Genomic DNA, 25,311 nt, shown 5'->3' with positions numbered 1-25,311 from the left:
TTCACGCGATAAAATCGGGGGGATTTAAGCGGCTTTCACCGGAATCGCCTTTAGCGCTGCCTGCAAATAATCCCAGAACCGGGCAACAGCGGGGATATGGGCGCATTCATCGGGGCTGTGTGCGCGTTTGATGGTCGGCCCAAACGAAATCATATCCCAGTTCGGATATTTTGACCCCAAAACACCACATTCCAGCCCGGCATGAATTACCTTAACCTCGGCATCCTTGCCAAACATGTCGCGATGCACGGCCTGCATCATATCAAGCACTTCGCTGTTCATATTTGGCTTCCAGCCCGGATAGGCATCGCCCCAGGTCACAGTCGCGCCGATATTTTCAAAAACTGCCGTGGCAACATCCCGCGTCGCATCGCGCGCGCTGGAAATGGAACTGCGCGCCGAAAGGGTTACTTTCGCCTGCCCGTCTGCCACCGACACAATCGCCAGATTGATCGATGTTTCCACAACACCGGGCACACTGGTGCTCATGGCTTGCACGCCATTGGGGCTGCCCAGAATGGCATTGTTAAAGGTAATGCTATCAGCCGGGGTCATTGCGCTTTCCGGCAAATCCACGTTCGATGCAGCAATGGCAACATTGGGTTCAAGATCGGCATATTCGCCAGTAACGGCATCCTGAAATGTGGCCAGAGCGCTGTCAAAGGCCCCCGCATTACCCGCCGGTAAAACGACAGTCGCAAAGGATTCACGCGGGATGGCATTGCGTGCCGTTCCCGCCTGGATCGAAACAATCCGTGCCTCAAGATCGCGCAATAACGGGCGCAAAAACCGCGCCATCAATTTATTGGCGTTGCCCAGGCCCAAAATAATATCAATGCCCGAGTGCCCGCCTTTAAGGCCGGTCAGGGCAATTTTTCGGGCAATCAGTTCTTTACCAACCGCATCGGCATGATACTGCCAGCGCGCCACAAGGTCACCGCCGCCAGCACAGCCAACATAAAGTTCGTATTCATCTTCGGTATCAAGGTTAAGCAGAATTTCGCCCTGCAACCGGCCCGGTTCCAAATTCATCGCCCCGGTCAGGCCGCGTTCTTCATCCACCGTAAACAGCAGTTCCAGCGGCCCATGCACAACCGATTTATCGCATAGAACACCCAGCATGGCCGCAGCACCAATGCCGTTATCGGCCCCTAATGTGGTGTTATCGGCCGTCACCCATTCGCCATCAACATAGGCGTTAATCGGGTCGGTCTCAAAATTATGGTTTGATCCGCTATTGGCCTGGGTCACCATATCAACATGGGACTGCAAAACGACCATTTTACGGTCTTCATAGCCCGATGTTGCGGCAACATTAACCACCAGATTGCTGCCGCTATCGCGGTAATGGCTGCACCCGTTTTCATCGGCCAGCTTTTCAATCATCTGCAACACGGCTTCTTCCTTGGTCGAAGGCCGCGGAATGTCACACAGTTTCTGAAAATTTGCCCAAATTGCAGTTGGTTCTATTTGGCTGATATTGCCCACGGTGACGCTCTCCTGTCTGGACCGAAAAATGCAGGTTCAAAGAGCAGATCATTTGCAGGGCAATAGCAATAACGCAGTGATCAAAAAGATCTGCCATCCCGGCTGGCTATTTGCCCGCGCGGCACAACATTGGGGATGCGCAACCGTGACAGCCCTGAACCTGCCCCTTCATACCCGAGGCATCCTGATTACCCCATATTTAGGGGGATTTCCACCTTCGCATAAGGGTTTTCCCGGACAGTGCCCTTACCGCCATGCAACCTCGTGCCAAAACCACGTCGCCCCACCATTCAGGCCGCCGTTCGGGGGGCGGGCTTGGGTGCCAAACGCGCATCGTGCCCCGCCACACACGGCGCAACGCCACCCTGCACACACAACAATGCAAAACCATTAAACGTCAAAACGTCTGACTGGCCGGGTTTTTAAACTTCCCGGCTGCCATCGGGTGATGCGGGCGGTGGCGGGGCAGATGGCATCATCATGGCGGTGGGCAAAGTGGGATCGGCATATATGATACAATTCCGCCCGCCCTGCTTGGCCTGATAAAGGGCGCGGTCTGCGATCAGCAAGGCGGTAGGCAAATCAATTTCGCCCTCGCCAACATCGCCGCCAATGGTGACGCCGATGCTAACGGTAACCGAAATCATCGCATCGTTGCCATCATCATCGGGCAATTTAATATCGCCAATCATGCGCGCCAGCCGCCCGGCAATATCCATTGTCACCCGCGCCGTGGCCGAGGGCAGTAAAACCGCAAATTCTTCGCCGCCCAACCGCACCACAAGGTCATCGTCGCGCAGCGCACTGCGCAAAACAGCCGCCACTTCCTGCAAAACACGGTCCCCACAATTATGGCCAAACCGGTCATTGATCTGCTTGAAATAATCCAGATCCAGCACCGCAATCCCGTACAGCCATTCCTTGTTGCGCAAACGGCGAATATCTTGCAATCGGCTGACAGCACCTTCGAACCCGCGCCGGTTCAAAACTTCGGTTAACGGGTCGGTCGAGGCCAGAACGGCAAGCTGCTTTTCAACTTCTTTATGGTCCGTCACATCAAGGGCAGAAATCATCATTCCCCCGCCTTGCAAGCGGTTGGTACGAATATCGGCCAACCGGCCAGACGGTGTCATCACACCATTACGATCGGCATGGTCATGCCCGGCGCGTACCATTTCGCGGTAAATCGCCCGCAGCCCGGAAACATCAAATTCAGGAATGGCAGCAGGAAAAACAGCGGGGTTTTGTGCAAAAAGCCGCGAAAATTCGCGATTGAAGTGCAAAACATGCAATTCCTCGTCAAACATCGCAACGGCGGTGGGCACCATGCGGATCACTTCCGCCACCGCGTTTTCAAGGCTGTTTTTATTGCGCACCAGCATGTTGGTCATACGCACTTCTTCACGCACATCGTGGGCGGTCGTCAAAACCGCGGCCTTGCCATCATGCCACAAAATCCGTTCATCGGTCAGGTCGCGCCATACCTCGTCGCCATCATCTAGCATGTTGCATTCCCGCCGCCGGTTTCCGGCAACAACACCATGCAAAATACTGTGACTATGCGCCAATACATCCTCGCGGGCCTGGTCATCAACAAACCGCAGCAAATCGGGGTTTTGCATAAAATCGCCCGCATTGCTGGCCCCCATTAACCGGGCAAAGGCATCGTTAACATAAAGGGCGCGCATATCACGATGCACTGTTACTGCAATAAAGGACCGACCCAGCATATGGTCCACCTGCATTGCCGTGGTGCCGTTATCTATCAGTTGCGCTGTGGTCATTAGCGCGCGGTCGTCCTCCCACTCAATGGTTTCATCACTGATTTCCAGCCATACCGGGGTCCCGTCACGGCGCAGATTGTATACTTTTTTCCAGCCGTGAAAGCCAATGACCTCCATGAACTGTTCATACAAAAGCAGGGCTTCACGGTGAAATGCCGGGGGAATATAACGGACAAGATCGGGATCAACCATAAAATCCACGGCATCATGGCACCCCATCATGCGGGCATAGGCATCGTTGACATACACCACCTTAAGGTCACGATGTATAATGACGCCTACAGTCGAGTACCCGTAAAGCCGATCAATCTCTTTTTGCTCGAAGCGCGTCAACCCAATCCCCCGTTCGTAATTGCCACATCTGTGAAGGGGCAACAAAGCCCTGTTGTGACTTACGAAATCTTCCCGGCGGCAAACATAACCTTTGGTTGTTGAAAATCAAATTAATGAAATTTGAAAGATCCGGCACAGACCGGAAAATTTCCGGTCTCGCACCGCCAACATTTGCCGCACAATAACTTGCGAACTGTGCATATTGTATATCGACTGGTCAGATACAAGGAAGTGCGTATATGCCTAAAAAACAATAAATTATATGGCATTTTTCAAATGCACCAGCATGCACCCCTGCCCTTTTGGCGAGGTCACCACCTCCACCCCGACCAAAAGGAGGTCACTTTACGCCCTATTCTTGCGCACAAAACGCCGTTTCCCGCCGGTGCAGCCATGCATTGCCCACCCGGGCTTTTTCGGACGACCGCACGATTTGCGCAACCTTGAGTTAAAGATTCTGCATCTCGATATCAGTTACAGATATATCAAACGCAGATAATCCTTCCTCAATATATTCACCCAGCATGGGGATGCCGGTTAAATATTCGGCGGTGTGGTTGGTATGGCCATCCTGTGCTTCGCTAAGGGCTTCTTGCCACTGATCGGCATCAAAGGTTCCCCGACCGATCCAGACCAGTGCGACCAGATGACATTGCTCGTCCCAGTTTAAATCATTGATCGCGTCAACCAGTTCCGAATGCGTGGCATCGCCCTCATAGGCTTCAAGCACTTCGCGAAACTGGTCATCTTCCGCATTGGACCCGTAATCGGGCTCAACCACATCTTCCTGGGCGTCAAAGGCGCGCGCCTTTAGCAAGATAAAAGCAATCTTCTCCAAATCAATGGCCGGAAATTCTTCTGTGTCAGTGTCAGCTTCATTCTCGACGTTGGACATAAAATTCTCCATTCATTAGAAAAACGGAACATACCCTGCTTTGGGCAGCGACAAAACATCTTCAAGCTCAAAAATAATCCGCAACAAGGCAAAAACAGGACAAACGCAGCAATTTCATATCTGTGCCATGATCCCGCCAATTGTTGCCGCCATTATCTTCCCGCTTAACCTGTCAGGTAAAAAGTTGTTCCCGACACATCACGAAATTTTCACCGGCAAAACACGCGGCACGCCCCCGCAAAACTGGCAACAAAAGTGCCCCTGTGGCAGGCTCTGTCTCAGGTTTGCCGTTACCAGCCCCGGATCGGAGGAAAAAATTGGATTATCGTGACGTCGATATCGTCAACCATCAACGTGGATGGGATGGTTATTTCAAACTTGATGTCTATGAACTGCGCCATAAACAGTTCAATGGCCGCCAAAGCCCTGTTATCCGGCGCGAAGTTTTAGAACGTGGCCACGCCGTTGCCGTTCTGCCCTATGACCCGGTGCGCGATGAAGTGGTTTTAATCGAACAGTTCCGGCCCGCGACCCTTAGTGTGCATAAAAATACCCCCGATATGCCCGCCTGGCTGATCGAAATTGTCGCTGGCATTGTCGAGCCCGGCGAAACCCTGCCAGATGTCGCGCGTCGCGAAACCATGGAAGAATCCGGTTGTTCGATTATCGGCGATCTTGAGCTGATCACGCCGCGCTATTACGCCTCCCCAGGCTGTACCAGCGAAACGGTGCAAATATTTTACGGCCGGGTCGACAGCAAAAACGCTGGCGGCCTGCATGGCCTAGCCGAAGAAGGCGAGGATATTCGCGTTTTCACCAAATCGTCGGACGATTGTTTTGCCATGCTGCGCGACGGCATTTTTTGCAATGCCCCCATCATCATGGCCATGCAATGGTTGATGCTGCACCGGGACCGCCTGCGTCGCGAAGCCGCCAGCACCGCTATTTAACACAAAATATGTGCTTATATTTTATTTGACACAAATTTTTCGTTATAAATTTAAAACTAGCTTGACTTTTGTGTATAAAAGCGCCACTCAACAGACATGCATTTTGTAATCTGATAATTCTGGAGTCTGTCATGGACATTCGCAATGGCACCATCGAGGCCATTGGCCGGACACCGCTGATCCGGCTCAAAAAGGTTTCGGAACTGACCGGCTGCACCATTCTGGGCAAGGCCGAATACGCCAATCCGGGCGGCTCTGTTAAAGACCGCGCCGCCCTTGCCATCATTCGTGACGCCGAAAAACGCGGCCTGTTGCAGCCCGGCGGCGTTATTGTTGAAGGCACTGCTGGCAATACCGGCATTGGCCTGGCAACTGTTGGCAATGCACTGGGCTATCGCACGGTTATCGTTATTCCCGAAACGCAAAGCCAGGAAAAGAAAGACCTGTTGCGTCTTTTGGGTGCGGATTTGCGCGAAGTCCCGGCTGTGCCGTATCGCAACGAAAACAACTATGTCCATGTGTCGCGCCGTCTGGCCGAAGAATTGGCAAAAACCGAACCAAATGGCGCCATCTGGGCCAACCAGTTTGACAATATTGCCAACCGCCAGGGCCATTACGACACCACCGGCCCCGAAATCTGGCAACAGACCGATGGCAAGGTTGATGGCTTTATCGCCGCTGTTGGCACCGGCGGCACGCTGGCCGGTACCGCCATGGCGCTGCGTGAACGCAACAAAAACATCCAGATCGGCCTGGCCGACCCGATGGGGGCAGCCCTGTTTAACCATTATAAACATGGCGAGCTTAAATCCGAAGGCGGATCAATTTCAGAAGGGATTGGTCAGGGCCGCATTACCGCCAATCTCGAAGGGCTTGAAATTGATCATCCCTTCCAGATCACCGATGAAGAAATGTTGCCGATCGTGTTTGACCTTCTGAAAGAAGAAGGCCTGTGCATGGGCGGCTCCACCGGCATCAACATTGCCGGTGCCGTCAAACTCGCGCGCGAAATGGGGCCGGGCCACACCATTGTCACCATCCTGTGTGACCTGGGTACCCGCTATCAAAGCAAGCTGTGGAACCCGGTATTCCTTAAGGAAAAAGGGCTGCCAAGCCCCGATTGGCTATAGTCAGTCGCCAGCCTTTTTGCCAACAAAAAACGCTCCCGAAAACATATCGGGGGCGTTTTTAATTCTGACAGCACGCCTTACTCAGGATCAATTCTTACAATTAAGGTAGGTTAAAATATTTCAATTATAATCTGTTGATTTTATAAAATTCGCGACGGATTGTGCAAATACCTTGTTTCCCTTTGGCGTAAAGTGCCCGCCCCAATCCAAAAACATAGGCCCAGTACCCGAGAAAATATTCTTCATGTCGATCACTTGTGGAATATCTTGGTACTCCTTTTCCAAATCCACCCCTAATTCGGTCACCAGGCTCCTGAAAGCAAGATTATCTTTACTTAAATTCTCTACATTAACATTACCAACGTAAGGCGATGGCGGCACGACAATATATGTTTCGCTTCCAATATCACGACCGTATTCAATTACGCCTTTAAAATCGGAAAAAACATTTTTACTTAATATATTCTTATAACTTTCATCAAGACAAGGTGATTGGTACTTATCTTGATCGCCGCTCAACACACTATATACTCGGGACGCTTTGTCGATCAATTTCATTACGGCCATTCTATGGACTTCTCTCGAAGAGAGATTTAACCCTGGAGTACAATAAATATAAAAGTCAATTGGACCTTCTACTATAATAACCTTGTCGTACTTCTCCCCAAGCAGAGAAAGCCTCTGCCAGTTTGCCTTTGTTTCTGCGATCATCTGTCCTGGGACCGAGAAATTACTAATTCGATATTCTGGCAACTCCATCGCAAGCTGATTGGCGAAATTATCAACAGGACCACTAAAATAACCGAAACTCTGAGAACTTCCCAGAATAAGAATACGTTTCAAATTATTTCCTATATTTTGATCATTATAATATTCAATTTTCCTATCCCCCTTCGCACCAATTTTATAAGAACCATAATCACCAGGTAGCGGAAGCTGACCAACGACACGCATCATCGAGTACTTAATGCTATAAACATCATCAACCGCCCGTGAAATATTTTTACGATCCACATCAATGGGCAAAGACTTAAGTTTTTTTACCCCCGCAAAATAATTCGTCAGACCTGGCTTCACATAAGAGATGAAATCCAGAAACCCATCAAACGAAAAGAAAAGAAAACCAAGAAAAACGAGTACCGAAATTATCTTCTTCATTTCATTTCTCAAAAATCAAAATAATAAAAATTTTGCGGGTGAGAACTCGCGACAAAAGATCCGCCAACTATAAATCCAAGACAAGAAAAAAAAGTGATAAACGCAGGAACCTTCACAAATACCCCTCTGATCTTGTCCACTTGGTCAAAATAATGAAAAGAAAGTGCGACTAAAATTAGAAGAATGGTAGTCATACCGTCATCAGAAATATTACCAAAATTAAAATCCATAAAATAAGAGTAAAAACTAAAAGCCTCCTTTAAAGTTGAGGATCTAAAAATTACCAACAGAAAGGTCCATATTGAAAAATTTAAAAAAGTTCCTATGCATTCTAAATACCATTTTCTTTTCAAAATTCGATCGTAATCACAATAAGTCTCCAAGGCGATTATAATTCCTTGAACAGCACCCCACACCACAAAGGTCCAATTTGCTCCATGCCATAAACCGGACAGCGTCATAGTTAAAACAAAAGGAAGATATGGTAAGGATTTTCGCATTTTTTTATACATGGGTTTGAATAGATAGTCGCGTATCCAAAAACTAAGTGTCATGTGCCAACGGCGCCAAATTTCACGCATCGACTTCGATAAATAGGGAGAACTAAAATTCTCAGGAAAGTTAATGCCAATCATACCTGCTACTGCAATAGCCATATCAGAATAGGCGCTAAAATCACAATAAATTTGGATGGAAAATCCAATTGCAGCCACCAGCAACTCGGAACTATTATAGGAACCAGAATTAAAAAAAATGGGATCGGCATACCGAGCTATCGGGTCAGCAATAAAAACTTTCTTTCCCATTCCGGCGGCAAACAATGGAATATTATATATTATATTTTTACGAGTAACTTTAAATTTATCTAACTGCGAGATTAACTGACTTGTTCTGAGAATAGGCCCTGCAATCAAATGCGGAAAAAAAGATATATAGACACTCGTATCCAGTATACTATTTTCCGGGCGTTGCGATCTTGATAAATCCACCATCATACTGATCAGTGTAAATGTAATAAACGATATACCAAGCGGCAGGTGAACCTGCAAATTAACAGATGACAACCCTATCGAATGCAAGAAAAAGTTCGCATATTTAAAATAAAAAAGAGGAAGAACCGAAATTACAACAAAGAACGGTAAAAGTTTAGTATTTTTACTTATGCATCGACATGCAACCCAACTAAAAATCATCAAAATTATTAGCAAAAAAACGTCGGAAACGAGCCAAAAAGAATAAAATAGAACACTCCCCAACAGGACATAAACCTTGACAAATCTCTTTGGCACAATAGATAGTATAAAACAAAATCCGACAAAAAATAAAATAAAACTTGGTAACTGAAAAAGCATTCCCACACCGCATAAAATAAGTAAAATCGCTAACCAACTACCGCTAGGTTAGATTCATTTTTCCAGATAGACATTTCCGATAACAAGGCAATCGATACGTGTATTCATAAAGCATCTATATGCATCTGCCGGCGTCAAGACCATAGGTTCACCGCGGACATTTAAGCTTGTATTCACCAAAACAGGGCAATTTGTTAGAGATTTAAACTTAAGAATTAATTTATAAAAATCGGGGTTAAATTCTTCAGAAACGGTCTGAACCCGTGCCGTACCGTCAACATGTACAACGCTAGGAACGACATCTCTGACTTCTGGTCTAGTTTTACATATAAAATTCATCAACGGAGACGGGGACGGTAAATCAAACCAGTTCGATGCATCCTCCTCCAAAACTGCCGGGGCAAACGGACGGAAAGATTCTCTGAATTTAATCTTAAGATTCAGCGTCTTCTTTAAATCTTTTACCCGAGGGTCGGCAAGAATCGAGCGATGACCAAGAGCTCTGGGACTAAACTCAGCACGTCCTTGCATCCACGCAAGTACTTTTCCATCAGCGAGGGCCTGTGCCGCCCGCTGCACCACCTGATCAGGTGACAGCACCTGGTAACCGGCCTTACAGCTATCCAGATCCGCCAGAATCTGATCGAGTGTGAACTCTGGTCCGAGGAAAGGCATATAATTCTTCAAAACGGCTCTCGGGCGGCCCAAACCAATGTGATAATAAGCAAGCGCAGCCCCGAGTGCACTTCCTGCATCACCGGCAGATGGTTGCACCCAGACTTTATCAAAAATCTTGCTCTCTAATACCTTCCCGGTAGAAGCACAGTTCAAGGCGACTCCTCCACCAAGACAAAGAGACGATTGTTTCGTCAGTTTTTTTACATATGAAACAAGCATGAGAAATAGTTCGTCAGAGACCTGCTGCACCGATGCCGCAATGTCCATATGGATTTGCTCAATATTACTTTCTGGTTCTCTGGCTGATGTACAAAATATTTTTTCGAATTCTGAACCAAACATTCGCATTTCGGTGGCAAATCTAAAATTTTTCATCCGGAGACGAAAGCTACCGTCACTACGAATATCGACCAAGGTTTCCTTTATTTTTTCCGAATAAATAGGCGAACCGTATGGGGCCAGTCCCATAACTTTATATTCTCCGGAATTCACCTTGAAACCCAAAAATGCCGTTACTGCCGAATAAAGCAGGCCAAATGAGTGTGGGAAATTCAGTTCTGCCAAACGCTCAATCTTACCTTTACGCCCAATAGAAACTGTCGTTGTCACACGTTCGCCAACGCCATCAATCGTTAAAATTGCAGCATCTTCAAATGGAGACGGATAAAACGCCGCCGCACAATGGGAAAGATGATGTTCGGAAAAAAATAATTTCTTGTTCCAACCTGATTCAGGAAAATTATCCTGAAAATGGTTTTGTATTGTCTTTCTTTGAAATATCTTTTCTTTTAACCATGTTGGAACCTGCTTTTTAAAGAGACCGAACCCCTTTGGCGCAAAATGAATACAAGTCGCCAGTATTCTTTCAAATTTTACGAATGGCTTTTCATAAAAAACCACATGATCAATATCAGACAAGCCAAGATGACTATCAGATAATATCCATTTAATCGCCTCGATCGGGAAAGAACAATCATTCTTAACTCTGGAAAATCGCTCCTCCTGAACCGCTGAAACGATTTGACCATTCTTGATCAGAGCTGCAGCACTATCGTGATAAAACGCGGAAACACCAAGAATATAGATGTCTTTATTTTCCATAGTAAACCATCAAAACTGCTTCGTAAAATCAATATCGTTCGGGTCTTTTATATTTTCTGTCTCCCAATAAGTTATGGGAGATTCCGACGGATTCGACGTCATGTCATCCAGTCGTAAAGCACGTAAAACCCAACTCATAGGCGTAATCACAAAAACAAAGACGACAAAAAACGCGACCACGCCAATTTTTTTGTGTAATTTTTGAATATAATAGAAAAAATTCGACAATTTCGACGGATAAAAAATCCCTAACATTATAATTATTACTGCGGCAGCAGTAAAGATCGGCCAAGCGAACCCATTATTGAAATATGAGATACCCGACAGAACCGAAAAGCCGCAACACATGGCAATGCTTTTTTTCCTGAGGAAAGATAGATCGTCATTTTCTTCCTTCTTATCAACCATTAAATCTCCCATCAAATAAATTTCTATTTATTAGATTCGTAAAATAATTTTATATCACCCACCGTAGCATCTGCCATTATCTTCAATGCTTTTCCATTCGGGTGAACATCTCGATCAGAAACCCAATAGCTGGAGGATGGTGGCCCTTTCAGCAAAGAAAGAGTACTTACATATTCAAATCCGTATTTGTCAGATAAACTCCTGATCTCTTGCTGCATAAAATTAAATTTATAGTCATTGAAATCATGCGGCTCAGGAACATCTATTATTATAACATTAGACTTATCTTTATTTTTTATTTTCAAAAGCTTGTCGAACGCGCCTTTTATAATTTTTTTACCTTCAGGGCTAGACCATTGTTTTTTATAACCATCAACCAGTGCCTGAGGACCATACTCGCCACTGGATAATTGTTCAAATATGGTTAAGCCTATTGCGGCCAACGCACTATGCTCGACCAACCATCCGGCTGATTTGGTGGAAACCGAAGTTGTTGCGCGCGGAGCAACCATAATGACCAACGTGTCAGCTGCAATTTTATTTCTCAAGTCTATCCATTGCGATACAGCCTGATCAATATTACGGTTCCCAACTCCCACGTTTATGACATCAATAGAATCAGGCAATAACTTCACAAGATGGCCGCGGAGGGTATCATCTTCCGGAACCCCCCAGCCAAATGCGATGGAATCGCCGATTATAGCAACACGATGAGGCGCGTTTTTTACTGGCTCCGGCCCTCTCAATCCCAGACTATTAATTCTAACCGCAACATTTTCCAACATTGCAGTTCTGTTAGGGATATGATCATGCCCGACAGCAGGGTCCGCACTTTGTTTCTTCAATAACTTTGCATAACGCCACATTTCAATTATATAATTCTGCTGGTTTGCCGTCGCAATCCGTATAATACCTTCACCAATTGCAAAAGCGACAACCACACCAGCGAAAGCCATAATTGAACTACGAACGAAATTCCGAAAATTCATGCTTCATACTCGCAATCATCCAAAAACAAAAAAACAAGCCTCAACGAACAACATTGAGGCTTGTTTAATTCGACATTCATAAAAATCTAAAATATCGCATACACGAATGGAGCCCATGCAGATCCGCTAGCGAAAAGAAAGAGAAAGGCACATAAGAACAAAACCAAAAAGAACGGTATAAGGAAAATTCGCCGACCTTTCGAGAAAAAAAATCCGTACAATTCTGATATAAAATCGCCCATTCCGTCCCCGACTGAAACCACAAAATTTAACTAATTAATTTTATTTTACCTACGGCAACCGAGTAAATTTTAAGTAGACCAGCGTTAATTACAAAACACAGATCCACAAAAAACTTTGAGTGTTGCAAATCATTTGCGCCGCCCAAAACACCCCAACTTTACCTTGATACCATCACAACTCAATGCTGTCAAACATGCGCAAATAACCTCGACTAGCCATTCTCGCTACTAAAATATACGTAAGAATAATCATTCACCACTGTCTTCGCCGCGAAATTTCATTTTTAATGATATAGACAACAATACGGCATCCTTTCAAAGTTTAAGGTTAATATATGTAAAATAAAATCGGCATTTCCTTACCGAACTGGATGTAATCCCGACCAACTTTTTTTCATCAGAAAATGATGACCTCCAAGCGGAACTACCTCCATAAAAGATGGGCATTTTACAGGTTTGGATAATTTAAGGACTGAGTTCTATCTTGTACAAGACTCAGCCCTATGATTTTCAGTTTGCTGCGGTCATTGTTGTAGTAATGAATATTCTCGTCGTGACGATTTCGATGCTGTCGATGCGGGTGAAGTGATTGGGATGAAATCATTCGTATCTAAGAACAGCAAAGAAGCTCTCCATGACAACGTTATCACGGCAGTTACCTTTACGGGTCATGCTCTGTTCAATCTTGCGGCGCCGGGAGTGAGTACAAAAAAGATGTTCTTGCGATCAAATACTTCCAAGAAAGTTCAGAAATAGGTTTTTTCGCCGGCCACAGCACACTCTGTCACATTGATCAGTCATTTCTGGGTATCTGAATTTCGTCATCGGCCTCGAGATCCATGCGCGATAAGCGTCCTACCCAATGACGCACTGTTGAACGATCGATACCAAAATACCCGCTCACTTCTCGGCAACCGGGCACGCTGCTACCGTAGAATTCAACGACGCTATGTTTGAAAATCGTTGTGTATTTGGACATCCCTCCGAAGGTTAATGTCCAAATTTCGGGGGATCAGTTCAAGCTATGCTATGTCCGAGGCATTTCCACAATCTACTTTATACGGCCCGGGTTTCAACCCGGCGGGCATAACGCCATAAGTGCCCGGAAATCAGCAAGGCCATCACCAGCAACGCCCCGGCAAAACCGGCCACTGCCGACCAGCCCCCATGCGTCCAGAACCAGCCACCAATCGACCCCATCACGCTGGAACCCAGATAATAGGACAGCAAATAAAGCGACGATGCATGGCCCTTGGACTGTTTTGCCATCCGCCCGACCCAGCCACTGGCAACCGAATGGGCCATGAAAAAGCCGCTGGTTAAAACAATAATGCCCGCAATCACCCCATAAATTGACCCAAGCAAGGTCAAGGCCACACCGGCCAAAGCCACCAGAATGCCCACCGCCATCACCGGCCCACGACCGTGTTTGTCGGCAAGACCACCCGCGATTGATGATGCCGCAATACCAAATAAATAAACCATGAAAATCAGGCTGATCGCCCCCTGCCCCAAATTATAGGGATCGGCCACCAGCCGGAACCCTGCGTAATTATACACCGTCACAAAACAGCCCATCGACAGCGCGCCAATCACGAACAGGAATGGCAAGGCCGGGTGACGCAAATGTTTTGCCCACGCATCAATATGATAGGCCAGTTGAAAGCCGGGTTTGGTGGTAAAATTGCGCGATGGCGGCAGTAGAATGAAAAAGCCGATAGCGGCCAGCAAATCCAGCCCGCCCAAAACACCCAATGCCACTTCCCACGACGAAAATTCGGTCAGCAAGCCCACCCCAACCCGCCCGGCCATACCGCCAAACGCCGTGCCGCTCACATACAACCCCATCGCCAGCCCCAACCCGCGCGGATGGATTTCTTCGGCCAGATACGCCATTGCCACCGCAGGCACCCCGCCCAGAACAAACCCTTCCAGCGCACGCGCCACCAGCAACACATGCCAGTTGGGGATAAAGGCATCGGCAATATTTAAAACCGATGCCGCACACATCGACACAAACATCAACCGCCGCCGCCCAAACGCCTCGGACGCGGCACCTGCCAGCAAGATTGAAAAGGCCAAAAACCCGGTGGTCAGCGACAGCGCCAACGAGCTTTGCGTCGGGCTAACGGCGAAATCGTCCGAAAAAGCAGGCAACAGGGGCTGCACACAATAAATCAGCGAAAACGTGGCAAACCCGGCCAAAAACAATGCCATCGCCACCCGGCGATAAGCCGGCGTGCCCGGTTCGACCCAGCTTTGGGCGTCACGGGTCGTTGCGGCTGGCGTTGCCGATTTGGCATCACGGCGCGATGGCAGGTCCTGGTCTGCCTTTTGGTCTGTCATTTTCAATCCTTGGCGGGTGATAGGGCGCTGTTTTTATTTTATCCAAATTGTTGCACCAACGGCATCATCCGTCCAATATATGTTACTGGCATTTTCAATATATTTTAGAGATACCGCTCCATGGAACTTCGCCATATCCGTTATTTTCTGGCTGTTGCAAACGAAGGTAATTTCACCCGTGCGGCCCAGCGCATTGGCATTGGCCAACCGCCGCTCAGCCAGCAAATAAAGGATCTGGAAACCGAAATTGGGGCAAAGCTGTTTCATCGCGTGCCGCATGGGGCAATATTAACCGATGCCGGGCAGGCCTTTAAAGCCATCGTCTGCCAGTTCCCCGATTTGGCCGAACAGGCCATCCATGCCGCCCAACGTGCTGCGCGTGGCGAGGTTGGTTCCATCCATGTCGGTTTTACCGGCTCTGCTGCCTTTAACCCGGTGGTGCCTGCTGCCATCCGCGCCTTTCGCCGGGCCTGGCCCACCGTCAAGCTTACCCTGACCGAAACCAATTCCACCCGGCTTCTGACCGACCTGATCGAGGGGCATCTTGACGCGATATTTCTGCGCCAGAAGATTGTTGAAAACACCAATATCAAACTGCATGATCTCGGCGACGAGCCGATGCTGGCCGTGGTGCCAACCAGCCACCCGGCTGCGGCACATCACACCGTTTGCCTTGCCATGTTGCAAAACGACCCGTTTATTTTAACCCCGCGCGAGGTTGGCCCCACCCATTTTGATACCGTAATCCATGCCTGTCGCAATGCCGGGTTTGACCCGCAACTGGGCCAGTCCGCCCCGCAAATCGGATCCGTGATTAATCTGGTCGCGGCAGAACTGGGCGTGTCGCTGGTACCCGCATCGATGGGGCAATTACAGGTGCGTGGGGTGGTTTACCGCCCTGTTATGGATGTTCCGCCCATCGCATTTCTTGCCCTGGCCTATCGGCGCGATACAACATCAAGCGTCATTCGCAATTTTATCGACAGCACCCTGCAAGATCAAAAACAAACCATCGCATCGGTGGGTTAGAAAATTGTACCCCGTCGCAAAATCACGCCGCGCCGTTATCAAACAGGCGCGATATCACCTGCCCTGCCAGTTGTTCGGCGGTATTTTGCGCACTATCAAGCACCAGTTGGCCACTGTGCCATGGCTGATAATCGCGGTTTTGCACCGCCTGCCAGTCTGGCAATTTTAAATTTGCCACGCTTGATTGCCGGGTTTCAATGCGCTTGCGATGTTTGGCAACATCGGAACAGACCAGTTCAATTTCAATATATTTCACGCCTGCCTTGCGGGCCACATCGCGCCAGGCAGCACGGGTAATTTCAAGCGGGTTAACGCTATCGGCAATCACGTAATGGCCCAGTGCCAGATTATCGACCGCAAGTTGATACGCCACCATATAACCCTGCGGTCCCATTTCCAGCGAACCCATTTCCTGCGACCCGCTGCCATATAAATCGTGGGCATCGCGCAGGGCCTGTTCAATGCTGTCGATCCGCAGCCAAACGGCAGATAACTGAGAGGCGAGCGTATGTGCCAGCGTACTTTTGCCCGATCCCGGCAGGCCACCCAAAATAATCAGCATGCCCAAAACCGCCAATCCATGCGCGCCAATCCCCTGATTTTACCTTGAAATAATGCCTGTCGCACATGTCGTGCTGGCGTTATGGCGTTTTTACCCTAAATTAGGTCCTAACAGACCCATTTGGCGCGGCAAAAAACGCCCTGCGCCCCACAGGATATATTGTTATGACACGTTTCTCCATTCTTGATCTCTGCCCGGTAAATGACGGCGAACATCCGTCCGACGCCTTGCGTAAAACCCTGGAACTGGCCCAACTGGGCGAAAAGCTGGGCTATTATCGCTATTGGCTGGCCGAACATCACAACATGCCCGGCATTGCCAGTGCCGCAACATCACTGGTGATCGGCCATGTGGCCGGTGGCACCAAAACCATTCGCGTCGGCTCTGGCGGCGTTATGCTGCCCAACCACGCGCCCTTGGTCATTGCCGAACAGTTTGGCACTCTGGATGCCCTCTATCCGGGCCGGATCGACCTTGGCATTGGCCGCGCACCGGGCACAGACCAGCGCACCGCTGCCGCCCTGCGCCGCGATATGCATGGCAGCGAAGACCGTTTTATTCAGGATGTGTTGCAGGTTCAGCAATACCTGGCTCCGCTGCAAGGCAACCCGCCCATTCGCGCTGTTCCGGGTTATGGCTCGCAAGTACCAATGTGGCTTTTGGGCTCCAGCCTGTTTTCGGCCGACCTGGCAGCACGCCTTGGCCTGCCCTTTGCCTTTGCATCGCACTTCGCACCCGATTATTTAATGCAGGCACTTGACCTTTACCGGTCGCGGTTTGAACCCTCCGATCAGCTAGATAAACCCTACGCCGCCGCCGCCATGGGCTTTTTTGCCGCCGATAGCGACGCAGAAGGCCAGTTTCTGGCAACATCGATGCAGCAGCAATTTCTGAACCTGCGCCGTGGCAACCCCGGCAAATTACCCGCCCCGGTCAAGGATATGGACACGATGTGGAATTCGGTCGAAAAGGCCGGTGTTAACCACGCCATGCGCTATGCCGCCGTTGGGTCGCGCGATACTGTTCGCACCAAAGTGCGCGCGTTTTTATATGAAACCCGGGTCGATGAACTGATTTTAACCGCCAATATTTTCGACCACGACGCCCGCCTCAAATCGTTTGAGATCGGGGCGGAAATTCGCGATGAACTGGCCGCCAAAACCGACAAGGCCGAATGCGCCTGAGCTGTGCGACCCAAATTCAAAGACAGATCATAATCATCTGCTTTGATTAAAATAATCGCCAGACAATAAAAACCCGCCAGCCCGATAACACGGATTGGCGGGCTTTTTATTGTCCCCCGCCGCCGGACATGCTGGCAATACCACATTTACACGCGCGGTGTTATCTGACCCGAACCAATATACCATCGGCCCGAACCACTTCCATAATGCGAAAAGCCCCCTGCGGCATCTTGCGCAGATGGCAGGCATCGGACATGATGTGCGGGCGGTTAAAACGGTTTTGCGTTTAACCGCAACGTCTTGTTCCCAAAGGTTCACGCATTCCCGATGATCAAGTTTATTCTGGCCGCCCTGCCCATTGCCACCATTTTGTTTTTAATGATCAAGGCAAACTGGGGCGCTGCCCGTGCCGGTGCGGCGGCGTGGTTCATTACCGCCGCCATCGCCTTTTTTGCCTTTGGCACCCCGGTCGATATACTGATTGTGGCCCAGGCCAAGGGCGTAATGCTGGCCCTGTATATTCTTTATATCGTCTGGGCCGCATTGATCCTGTATTTCGCCGCCGAGGAAGCCGGGGCGATTAAAACCATCGGTGCCGCCATTCGCAAACTGACCGATGACCGGCCGTTGCAATTGCTGATTTTGGGCTATGTTTTTGCCACCTTTTTGCAAGGTGTGGCGGGGTTTGGCGTGCCAATTGCCGTGATCGCCCCGCTGTTACTGGGCATGGGGTTTTCACCGGTTATTGCGGTTGCCGCCCCCATGATCGGCCATAGCTGGTCGGTTTTGTTTGGCAATATGGCAACATCGTTTGAAGCCCTGATTGGCGTTACCGGCATCCCCGGCAGCGAGCTAACCCACTATTCCGCGATATTGCTGGGCCTGTCAGGCTTTACCTGCGGGGCGGCGGTTTTATGGCTGGATGGCGGGTTTCGAACCATTCGCCGCCGCATTGTGCCGCTGGTGATTATTGCCGGGGTCATGGGTGTTGTTCAGTATTTAATGGCAAATTACGGCGTCTGGACGCTGGGCGGGTTAACGGCCGGTATTTCCGGCCTGATCGCATCGATCATTGTCACCCGGTTCTGGAAACCCCACCCCGACGATATTGCCGAACCGGGATCGAACGAACCCCAAAAAATGCCCCTGATCGAGGGCTTAACCCCCTATCTGGTCTTTATGGTGATTGTAGGCCTGGCAACCTTTGTGGCTCCGGTGGGCAGGTTTTTATCCGGCATTGAACTGACCCTGTCCTTCCCGGCGATGCAAACATTGCAGGGCTGGGATATTGCGGCACAAAAGGCCAAGGCGATTGCCGTTTTTGGCCATCCCGGTGCCCTTTTGCTTTATACCGCCGCCATCAGCTTTACCTTTTTCAAGCTGCGCGGGCGTTATGCACCCGGCATTGGCAAACGCCTCGCCCAGCGTACCCTTAAAAGCGCCCTGCCCACCAGTATTGGCATGGTGCCCGTCATTGGTCTGGCATTAATGATGGACCATGCCGGTATGACCTATGCGCTGGCCGAAGGCGGATCAAAACTGTTTTCGGGTTCCTTTGCCATTGCCTATCCCGTGGTGGCCCCGGCCATTGGCGCGCTGGGCGCTTTCATGACCGGCAGCACGAATAATTCCAACGTGGTTTTTGGCATGTTTCAGCGCCACACCGCCGAGCTTTCGGGCCTTTCCACCGCCCTTATTCTGGCAGCACAGGCCACCGGCGCATCGCTGGGCAGCATGTTGGCCCCGTCCAAAATCATGGTCGGGTGTTCCACCGTCGGACTTTCGGGTAAGGAAGGGCCGGTTTTATCGGTTGTTTTAAAAACCGGTGTGATCCTGACATTTCTATGCGGGATTTGGGCACTGGGTATTTTGCTGGTCACGATGGCGCTGGGGGGCCACTGATATGAAAAAGATGCTTTTTAACCCGGTCTTTTTAGTCCTGGCATCGCTGATTTTGCCGGTGGCATCGTTTCTGGCGATGGATGGCCATGACAACCTGCTGGCCGATATCCTGTTTGGCGCGTTCGTGCTAGTGATGGCGTTAATCGCGCTGCGCAAATAACCACACCCGCTTGCCGCTTGCCCCCTGCCACGTCACACCACTCTAACTCATAAAGAAATTAAATTTCAATTATAGAAATATCATTCAGATTTGGTGCCGGGTATCGCTGAAGGCGGTTCGGCACCACTCCCTGATAGGCCTGATGACCCCTGATTTTACGGGCGAAAGGTTGCCAGCTTGATGCCAAAGGCAATAAAGACACTGCCGGTGACGGCCTTTAACACGCGCTGAAAGCGGCCATTGCGCACCGCACCGGTCAAGCGTGCCAGCACCAAAATCATGGCCGTAAACCACACTGCATTAATCACGGCATGCACACAGACCAGCGTATAAGCCGCACTGATCGACCCGGCCCCCATCGGCACAAATTGCGGAAATGCGGCCAGATAAAAGATCGAGACTTTGGGGTTTAACACATTGGTCAAAAACCCTTCGCCATAGGCCTTGGCAAGGGTGCGTTTGCGCTTTGCGGGCGATGTTTCGGCCATGGTTTTAACACCGCGCCAGGCATCGCGCAGGGCCTTGATGCCGACCCAGCACAAATAGGCAGCACCTACCATTTTAACGGCAAAAAACAGTTGTGCCGATTGTACCAGAATGACCGAAATACCCAGAATCGACAGCGTACCATGCACATAAAACGCCGTGACAAACCCGGCGACATTGGCAAAACCCGCCGCGCGCCCCGATGTTGGCACCGTTTTGGCAATCAACACGCCATTGGGGCCAGGTGACATCACCAAAAGCGATGTTACCAGGGCAAAAGTCAAAATCTGGGACCATTCCATAGCCATAACCGCACCTTTTTGCCGGTTTGCAATTTACCGCCAAAGATTAGCCGAAATTTTTTAAACCGGAAACAGACTTCACGCGAACACCCGCGCCGACGGGCAATTTTTTATCACCCCCCGCACCGCGGCGGTCCTTTTTCAGGCAGTGCCAAGACGCTGGCCGTCATATTTACGATCAAGGATCGGTTGCCACCATTGCGGATGGCTTAAATACCACACCACCGTGTCGCGCAATCCCCGATCCAGATCATAATGCGCCTGCCAACCCAACCGGTTTTCCAATTTGCTGGCATCGATTGCATAGCGCTGATCATGGCCGGGCCGGTCGGTGACATATTCGATCATGTCATCGTCACCGGGCAAGGTGCGGTTGGGCGACAGATCGCGGACGTGGGAAATAATCTGATGGACGATGTCAATATTGCGGGCCTCGTTGCGCCCGCCAACATTATAGGTTTCGCCAGTTTCGCCATGTTGCAAAATCAGGCGCAAGGCCGCGACATGGTCGCTGACATGCAGCCAGTCGCGAATATTTTTGCCATCGCCATAAACCGGTAATTTACGGCCTGCCATCGCGTTTAAAATCATCAGGGGAATGAACTTTTCGGGGAACTGAAACGGCCCGTAATTGTTCGAGCAATTCGAAATTAACACTGGCAGCCCATAGGTATGATGCCACGCCCGCACCAGATGGTCCGACGATGCCTTGCTTGCCGCATAGGGCGAATTGGGTTGATAGCGGCTGGTTTCGTCAAACAGGCCGGTGGCGCCCAGGGAGCCATAAACTTCGTCGGTTGAAACATGATGGAAACGGAAAGTTTTCTGACGATCCGCAGGCAGCCCTCGCCAATACGTCAGGGCGGCATCGAGCAACCGGTAAGTCCCAACAATGTTGGTTTGCACAAAATCCCCCGGCCCGTCGATGGAGCGGTCAACATGGCTTTCCGCCGCCAGATGCAAAATGGCGTCGGGCGCAAAATCATCGAGAACCCGGCTGATTTTATCACCATCGGCTATATCGGCCTGCACAAAACGATAGCCCGGTGCGCTTTCAATTTCGGCCAGCGAGCGCAGATCGGCGGCATAGGTCAGCTTGTCGATATTAACAACCTGCCAGCCACATTGCGCCACCAGATAGCGGCACAGCGCCGACCCGATAAAACCTGCACCCCCGGTAACAACGACGCGCATGGGAACCCTCGTTTAATTAAAAATGACGGATGACAGCCAATCATCCAAACATGGCCCGCAAAAGGCGAAAATAGGGTTTTGCGATTGCAATGTTCATTGTTTGTTCTATATTGGCGGCATGGAAAAACCAACCGCCGCCCCATCATCCGAGTTCGAGGATTTTGAAGCCGCCCACAACCGGCAGGCTCTCGATCCGTCCGTGCTTCCCGCCCGGGCGCAAAAAGGGCGCGGGGCGATTTCCAATAACAATGGCCGCTATGAAAAACTCAGCCATCAGGCCTATGACGACGGCTGGTTAATGGAAAATATTGATCGCGGCACGGGCGTGGAAAGCGACGATGATTTTCCCCCGGCGCGTGTCAAAACCACGCTGGGTGTGGATGGCGCGCGCAGCGTGATTACCCGCAACCAAAGCCCCGATGTGCCGTTTGACCGCTCCATCAACCCCTATCGCGGCTGTGAACATGGTTGTGTTTATTGTTTTGCCCGGCCCACACATGCGTATCTGGGCCTGTCGCCGGGGCTGGATTTTGAAACAAAACTGTTCTGGAAACCCGAGGCCCCAGCCCTTTTGCGCAAACAACTGGCTGCCAAAAGCTATATGCCTGCCCCCATTGTGATTGGCACCAGCACCGATCCCTATCAACCGGTCGAGCGTGAAAAACAACTGACCCGCAACATTATCCAGGTATTGGCTGATTGCCGTCATCCGTTTTCAATCATTACCAAATCCGCCCTGGTTTGCCGCGATATCGACCTGATTGCCCCCATGGCCAAACAAAACCGGGCCTCGGTTGCAGTATCGGTGACATCGCTGGATAACCGGCTATCGAACTTGTTAGAACCGCGCGCCGGCGCCCCGCACCGCAGGCTGGATGCCATTGCAAAGCTGAGTGATGCCGGAATACCGGTAACCGTTTTATGCGCGCCGATCATTCCCGGTTTAAATGACAATGAAATCGAAAATCTGGTCGCGGCCTGCCATAAGGCCGGGGCGCAATCGGTGTCGCATATTGTGTTGCGATTGCCATTGGAAATTGCCGATCTGTTTGATGAATGGCTGCAAAACCATTACCCGGACCGCCGCGACAAGGTGATTTCCCTGATCAAACAAATGCGCGATGGCAAATTATACGACGCGAACTTTGGCAGCCGCATGCGCGGCAGTGGCCCGATAGCCGACCTGATTGCCCAGCGATTTAACCTGGCCCGGCGCAAGCACAACATGGCCGGACGGTCGCTTAACCTGGATTGCAGCGGCTTTGTCCGCCCCGGTGCAAACGGGCAATTATCGCTGTTTTAAGGGCCGTTCGATGCCGCACTGCGCGGGTTACAGGCCCTGAATATCAAGATAACGCCCCGGTGTGCTGCCGAAGGTTTTTTTGAAGGCGGCAATAAAGGCACTGATATTGTCATACCCCAGATCCAGCGCCACGGTGGTTACCGCCATGCCCGATGCCAGCATTTCCAGTGCCGCCAACAGCCGTGCGCGTTGTCGCCAGGCCTGAAAAGTGAAACCGGTTTCAGTGACAAAATGGCGGCTTAACGTACGCGGGGCAATTCCGGCCCAATCCGCCCATTGTGCCATGGTTCGGTTATTTGCCAGATCGATGGTTATTTGCCGGGCAATGCGTTGCAAACGCGCGTCACCCGGGGCGGGCAAATGAAAGGCCACCTTTTGTGCCATGGCAATTTCATCGACAATCACCTGTGCCAACCGGTGCTGCGCATTGTTTTGCGGGCCATTGGGCCATGTTGCCACACGGGTAATGGCGGCCTGCAACACATCACTGGCCGCTATCGTTTGTGGTGATGCTGGCAAACCGGCACATAAAGCGGGCGGGATATGCACACTCCATCCCTGAAACGGCCCGTTTGAAGACATGGCATGGTCGTGGTGGGGCGGCACCCACGCGGCATGAATGGCCGGGACAACCCATTTGCCCGCATTTGTTTCAATGCGGATCGATCCTGTTAGCGTGCCAATCAATTGCCCGGGGGCGTGACGGTGCAACGCGGTTTCGCGCATAACCGAGCTTCGCCGCAAAACAGCACGAATGGAAACCGGCGCGTTTTCAGGGTCAAACACCGTCGGATCGATCAACTCATCTGCCATGGCCTTAAATCCGTATTGATTGGCATTAATACGTTAGCACAGCCAAATTTATATCCCTAATTTCCAGCAACCGGCAATTGGCATTGGGCCATTGCCCCCACTGGACGCCCCATCATGACCAAAACAGACGCAAAACAGCTTTTGCATCGCCTGTTTGCGGCACTGGCAGACCCGGCAACATCGCTTGAGGAACTGGCCGGGTTTTTCACCAGCGATTATGTACAAATTGTCGATGGCGAGACCCTGAACCTTGCAGGTTTTCTTGACCATGCCGCAACATTGCGCTGCACCCTTGACGCTGTTGATGTTGATTTTGAAAACATCGTTGCCAGCGACAACACCATTGCCGACATTCATATCGTGACGGCCCACAAGAAGGATGGCAGCCAGATAACAATTAAGGTGATTGCGTTTTATACCCTGCGCGATGGCAAAATATCCCGGATCGAGGAATTAACCCACCTGATCAGCGGTAGCACCGCAGACCGCGATATCGGATCGCGCATTGATCGCGCATAGACCCTCAGACAACTGAAAACTTCCGAAACGGGCGTTTAATGCCCCCGCCCGAACCACACATTCAAAACCATTCAGGCGGGGCGCCGGCGCCTTGAAATTGTGAGGTGCTAACGATTTGCCCGCAAAACAGCAATTTTATCCTCGACAGGCCCGCCAAAGCCGCGCCACGATGGTTTCCCAAACACATAGAAACCTAAATCCGGCACCCCACACCCGGAAAACAGGGAGCGCTGAATGACCGACCTTTTGTTTCGCAAGGATGCCTACCAGCAAGATTGCACCGCCACCATTGTTGCCCACCATGATCGCGCCATTGCGCTGGACCAGACGGTTTTTTATGCCACCAGTGGCGGACAGGCTGGCGACAAGGGCATGCTGGTTTTGGACGATGGCAATGAACTGCCGGTAACCATTACGGTAAAAGACCGCGAATCGGGCACGCCATTGCATGTGATTGCCGATGATTACGACTTGCCGCCAGTGGGCAGCACGGTGCGCGCGGTGCTGGACTGGGAAACCCGCCATCGCCATATGCGGTTTCACACCTGCCTGCATGTTTTATGTTCAATTGTTGATGGCGGCGTTACCGGCGGCAACATTGCCAGCCACAAAGCCCGGCTGGATTTTGACATGGACGGCAGCCCGGACAAGGATGAATTAACCGAAAAACTGAACGCCTTGCTGGCGCGCAATGCCGATGTTTATGATGGCGAAATCAGCATTGCCGAGCTGAAAGCCAACCCCGAACTGGTACGCACCATGTCGGTTCAACCGCCGATGGACGGGGAAACGGTACGAACGGTGACCATTGAAGGCATCGATTTTCAGCCCTGTGGCGGCACCCATGTGCGTAATACGTCGGAAATTGGCCGGGTTCGGGTGTCAAAAATAGAAAAGAAGGGCCGACAGAACCGCCGCATCAATATTGTTTTTGACGAAGCCCAATAAAGTTTCCAGAATTGGTTGTCTGAACGGCCCGGAAAATTTAATAAGCCGGGTTCGT

24 protein-coding genes are annotated in these 25,311 nt (G+C 50.4%); 9 read left to right on the top strand and 15 right to left on the bottom strand.

Translation table 11 applies throughout. The annotated features are described in order from the left end of the window. Window positions 1-24: 24 nt before the first annotated feature. The 3 genes from TMES_RS09205 to TMES_RS09195 form a co-directional block, all read right to left on the bottom strand. Window positions 25-1,488: an aminoacyl-histidine dipeptidase gene (locus TMES_RS09205; RefSeq protein ID WP_085581718.1), complete on the bottom strand. Its 1,464-nt coding sequence runs from the start codon at window positions 1,486-1,488 to the stop codon at window positions 25-27. Between the two features lie 422 nt (window positions 1,489-1,910). Then, entirely contained in the window at window positions 1,911-3,605 is a 1,695-nt protein-coding gene (locus tag TMES_RS09200) for a sensor domain-containing diguanylate cyclase (RefSeq protein WP_085581716.1), read from the bottom strand. A 448-nt stretch (window positions 3,606-4,053) separates the two neighbouring features. Further along, entirely contained in the window at window positions 4,054-4,500 is a 447-nt protein-coding gene (locus TMES_RS09195; RefSeq protein WP_085582078.1) for a DUF3775 domain-containing protein, read from the bottom strand. A gap of 317 nt (window positions 4,501-4,817) precedes the next feature. Between TMES_RS09195 and TMES_RS09185 the strand changes: the two genes are divergently transcribed. Together TMES_RS09185 and TMES_RS09180 are read left to right on the top strand one after the other, a co-directional pair. Beyond that, window positions 4,818-5,450 carry an NUDIX domain-containing protein gene (locus tag TMES_RS09185; RefSeq protein WP_085581712.1) on the top strand — a complete coding sequence of 211 codons (633 nt, stop codon included), beginning with the start codon at window positions 4,818-4,820 and terminating at the stop codon, window positions 5,448-5,450. 131 nt (window positions 5,451-5,581) lie between these two features. Beyond that, window positions 5,582-6,580 (top strand): cysteine synthase A, encoded by a 999-nt coding sequence (locus TMES_RS09180; RefSeq protein WP_085581710.1) that lies wholly within the window; start codon window positions 5,582-5,584, stop codon window positions 6,578-6,580. A 120-nt stretch (window positions 6,581-6,700) separates the two neighbouring features. Here TMES_RS09180 and TMES_RS09175 read toward each other — a convergent pair whose 3' ends face one another. From TMES_RS09175 to TMES_RS09150, 8 genes are all read right to left on the bottom strand, one after another. Then, window positions 6,701-7,738, bottom strand: coding sequence for an SGNH/GDSL hydrolase family protein (locus TMES_RS09175; protein ID WP_085581708.1), 1,038 nt, complete (start codon window positions 7,736-7,738; stop codon window positions 6,701-6,703). 8 nt (window positions 7,739-7,746) lie between these two features. Continuing rightward, window positions 7,747-9,090, bottom strand: coding sequence for an MBOAT family O-acyltransferase (locus TMES_RS09170; protein ID WP_085581706.1), 1,344 nt, complete (start codon window positions 9,088-9,090; stop codon window positions 7,747-7,749). Between the two features lie 54 nt (window positions 9,091-9,144). Beyond that, window positions 9,145-10,869: a carbamoyltransferase family protein gene (locus TMES_RS09165; protein ID WP_245835287.1), complete on the bottom strand. Its 1,725-nt coding sequence runs from the start codon at window positions 10,867-10,869 to the stop codon at window positions 9,145-9,147. 9 nt (window positions 10,870-10,878) lie between these two features. Next, window positions 10,879-11,277, bottom strand: a complete 399-nt coding sequence (locus TMES_RS09160) for a hypothetical protein (RefSeq protein ID WP_143589594.1) — start codon at window positions 11,275-11,277, stop codon at window positions 10,879-10,881. A gap of 23 nt (window positions 11,278-11,300) precedes the next feature. Further along, a complete protein-coding gene (locus tag TMES_RS09155; protein ID WP_143589593.1) occupies window positions 11,301-12,266 on the bottom strand; it encodes an SGNH/GDSL hydrolase family protein in 966 nt (321 codons plus the stop codon). An 86-nt stretch (window positions 12,267-12,352) separates the two neighbouring features. After that, entirely contained in the window at window positions 12,353-12,508 is a 156-nt protein-coding gene (locus TMES_RS23485) for a DUF5989 family protein (RefSeq protein WP_425444047.1), read from the bottom strand. 448 nt (window positions 12,509-12,956) lie between these two features. Further along, complete coding sequence (locus TMES_RS23480) at window positions 12,957-13,112, bottom strand: IS3 family transposase (protein ID WP_425444046.1); 156 nt, start codon at window positions 13,110-13,112, stop codon at window positions 12,957-12,959. Window positions 13,113-13,564: 452 nt separating this feature from the next. Continuing rightward, complete coding sequence (locus TMES_RS09150; protein WP_085581701.1) at window positions 13,565-14,854, bottom strand: MFS transporter; 1,290 nt, start codon at window positions 14,852-14,854, stop codon at window positions 13,565-13,567. Window positions 14,855-14,974: 120 nt separating this feature from the next. Here TMES_RS09150 and TMES_RS09145 point away from each other — a divergent pair, with 120 nt between their 5' ends. Further along, window positions 14,975-15,883 (top strand): LysR family transcriptional regulator, encoded by a 909-nt coding sequence (locus tag TMES_RS09145; RefSeq protein ID WP_085581699.1) that lies wholly within the window; start codon window positions 14,975-14,977, stop codon window positions 15,881-15,883. Between the two features lie 22 nt (window positions 15,884-15,905). Here TMES_RS09145 and TMES_RS09140 read toward each other — a convergent pair whose 3' ends face one another. After that, complete coding sequence (locus TMES_RS09140; RefSeq protein WP_085582074.1) at window positions 15,906-16,445, bottom strand: P-loop nucleotide/nucleoside kinase family protein; 540 nt, start codon at window positions 16,443-16,445, stop codon at window positions 15,906-15,908. Window positions 16,446-16,609: 164 nt separating this feature from the next. Between TMES_RS09140 and TMES_RS09135 the strand changes: the two genes are divergently transcribed. The 3 genes from TMES_RS09135 to TMES_RS22785 all read left to right on the top strand — a co-directional run bounded on the left by TMES_RS09135 (window position 16,610) and on the right by TMES_RS22785 (window position 19,691). Next, entirely contained in the window at window positions 16,610-17,629 is a 1,020-nt protein-coding gene (locus tag TMES_RS09135) for an LLM class flavin-dependent oxidoreductase (protein WP_085581697.1), read from the top strand. Window positions 17,630-17,956: 327 nt separating this feature from the next. Then, complete coding sequence (locus tag TMES_RS09125) at window positions 17,957-19,531, top strand: L-lactate permease (protein ID WP_085581693.1); 1,575 nt, start codon at window positions 17,957-17,959, stop codon at window positions 19,529-19,531. Window position 19,532: 1 nt separating this feature from the next. After that, window positions 19,533-19,691 (top strand): hypothetical protein, encoded by a 159-nt coding sequence (locus TMES_RS22785; RefSeq protein WP_158091215.1) that lies wholly within the window; start codon window positions 19,533-19,535, stop codon window positions 19,689-19,691. Between the two features lie 155 nt (window positions 19,692-19,846). Here TMES_RS22785 and TMES_RS09120 read toward each other — a convergent pair whose 3' ends face one another. Together TMES_RS09120 and rfbB are read right to left on the bottom strand one after the other, a co-directional pair. Continuing rightward, window positions 19,847-20,485 carry a LysE family translocator gene (locus TMES_RS09120; RefSeq protein ID WP_245835286.1) on the bottom strand — a complete coding sequence of 213 codons (639 nt, stop codon included), beginning with the start codon at window positions 20,483-20,485 and terminating at the stop codon, window positions 19,847-19,849. A 135-nt stretch (window positions 20,486-20,620) separates the two neighbouring features. Continuing rightward, the gene (gene rfbB, locus TMES_RS09115) at window positions 20,621-21,673 is read right to left on the bottom strand and encodes a dTDP-glucose 4,6-dehydratase (RefSeq protein ID WP_085581689.1); all 1,053 of its coding nucleotides are present in this window, start codon (window positions 21,671-21,673) and stop codon (window positions 20,621-20,623) included. 118 nt (window positions 21,674-21,791) lie between these two features. On the opposite strand from rfbB, the gene TMES_RS09110 reads away from it, so the two are divergent. Then, entirely contained in the window at window positions 21,792-22,976 is a 1,185-nt protein-coding gene (locus TMES_RS09110; RefSeq protein ID WP_143589613.1) for a PA0069 family radical SAM protein, read from the top strand. A gap of 27 nt (window positions 22,977-23,003) precedes the next feature. Here the strand turns inward: TMES_RS09110 and TMES_RS09105 are convergent, their stop codons facing one another. Continuing rightward, window positions 23,004-23,789 (bottom strand): helix-turn-helix domain-containing protein, encoded by a 786-nt coding sequence (locus tag TMES_RS09105; RefSeq protein WP_085581686.1) that lies wholly within the window; start codon window positions 23,787-23,789, stop codon window positions 23,004-23,006. A 114-nt stretch (window positions 23,790-23,903) separates the two neighbouring features. Here TMES_RS09105 and TMES_RS09100 point away from each other — a divergent pair, with 114 nt between their 5' ends. Both TMES_RS09100 and TMES_RS09095 read left to right on the top strand, forming a co-directional pair. After that, entirely contained in the window at window positions 23,904-24,308 is a 405-nt protein-coding gene (locus TMES_RS09100) for a nuclear transport factor 2 family protein (RefSeq protein ID WP_085581684.1), read from the top strand. Window positions 24,309-24,542: 234 nt separating this feature from the next. Continuing rightward, the gene (locus TMES_RS09095; RefSeq protein WP_085581682.1) at window positions 24,543-25,256 is read left to right on the top strand and encodes an alanyl-tRNA editing protein; all 714 of its coding nucleotides are present in this window, start codon (window positions 24,543-24,545) and stop codon (window positions 25,254-25,256) included. Window positions 25,257-25,311 lie beyond the last annotated feature (55 nt).

The sequence above is a fragment of the Thalassospira mesophila genome, assembly GCF_002115755.1.
Taxonomy (GTDB): domain Bacteria; phylum Pseudomonadota; class Alphaproteobacteria; order Rhodospirillales; family Thalassospiraceae; genus Thalassospira; species Thalassospira mesophila.
Note: the sequence above shows the minus strand (reverse complement) of the source record. Positions and strands in the feature narration are given on the sequence as shown.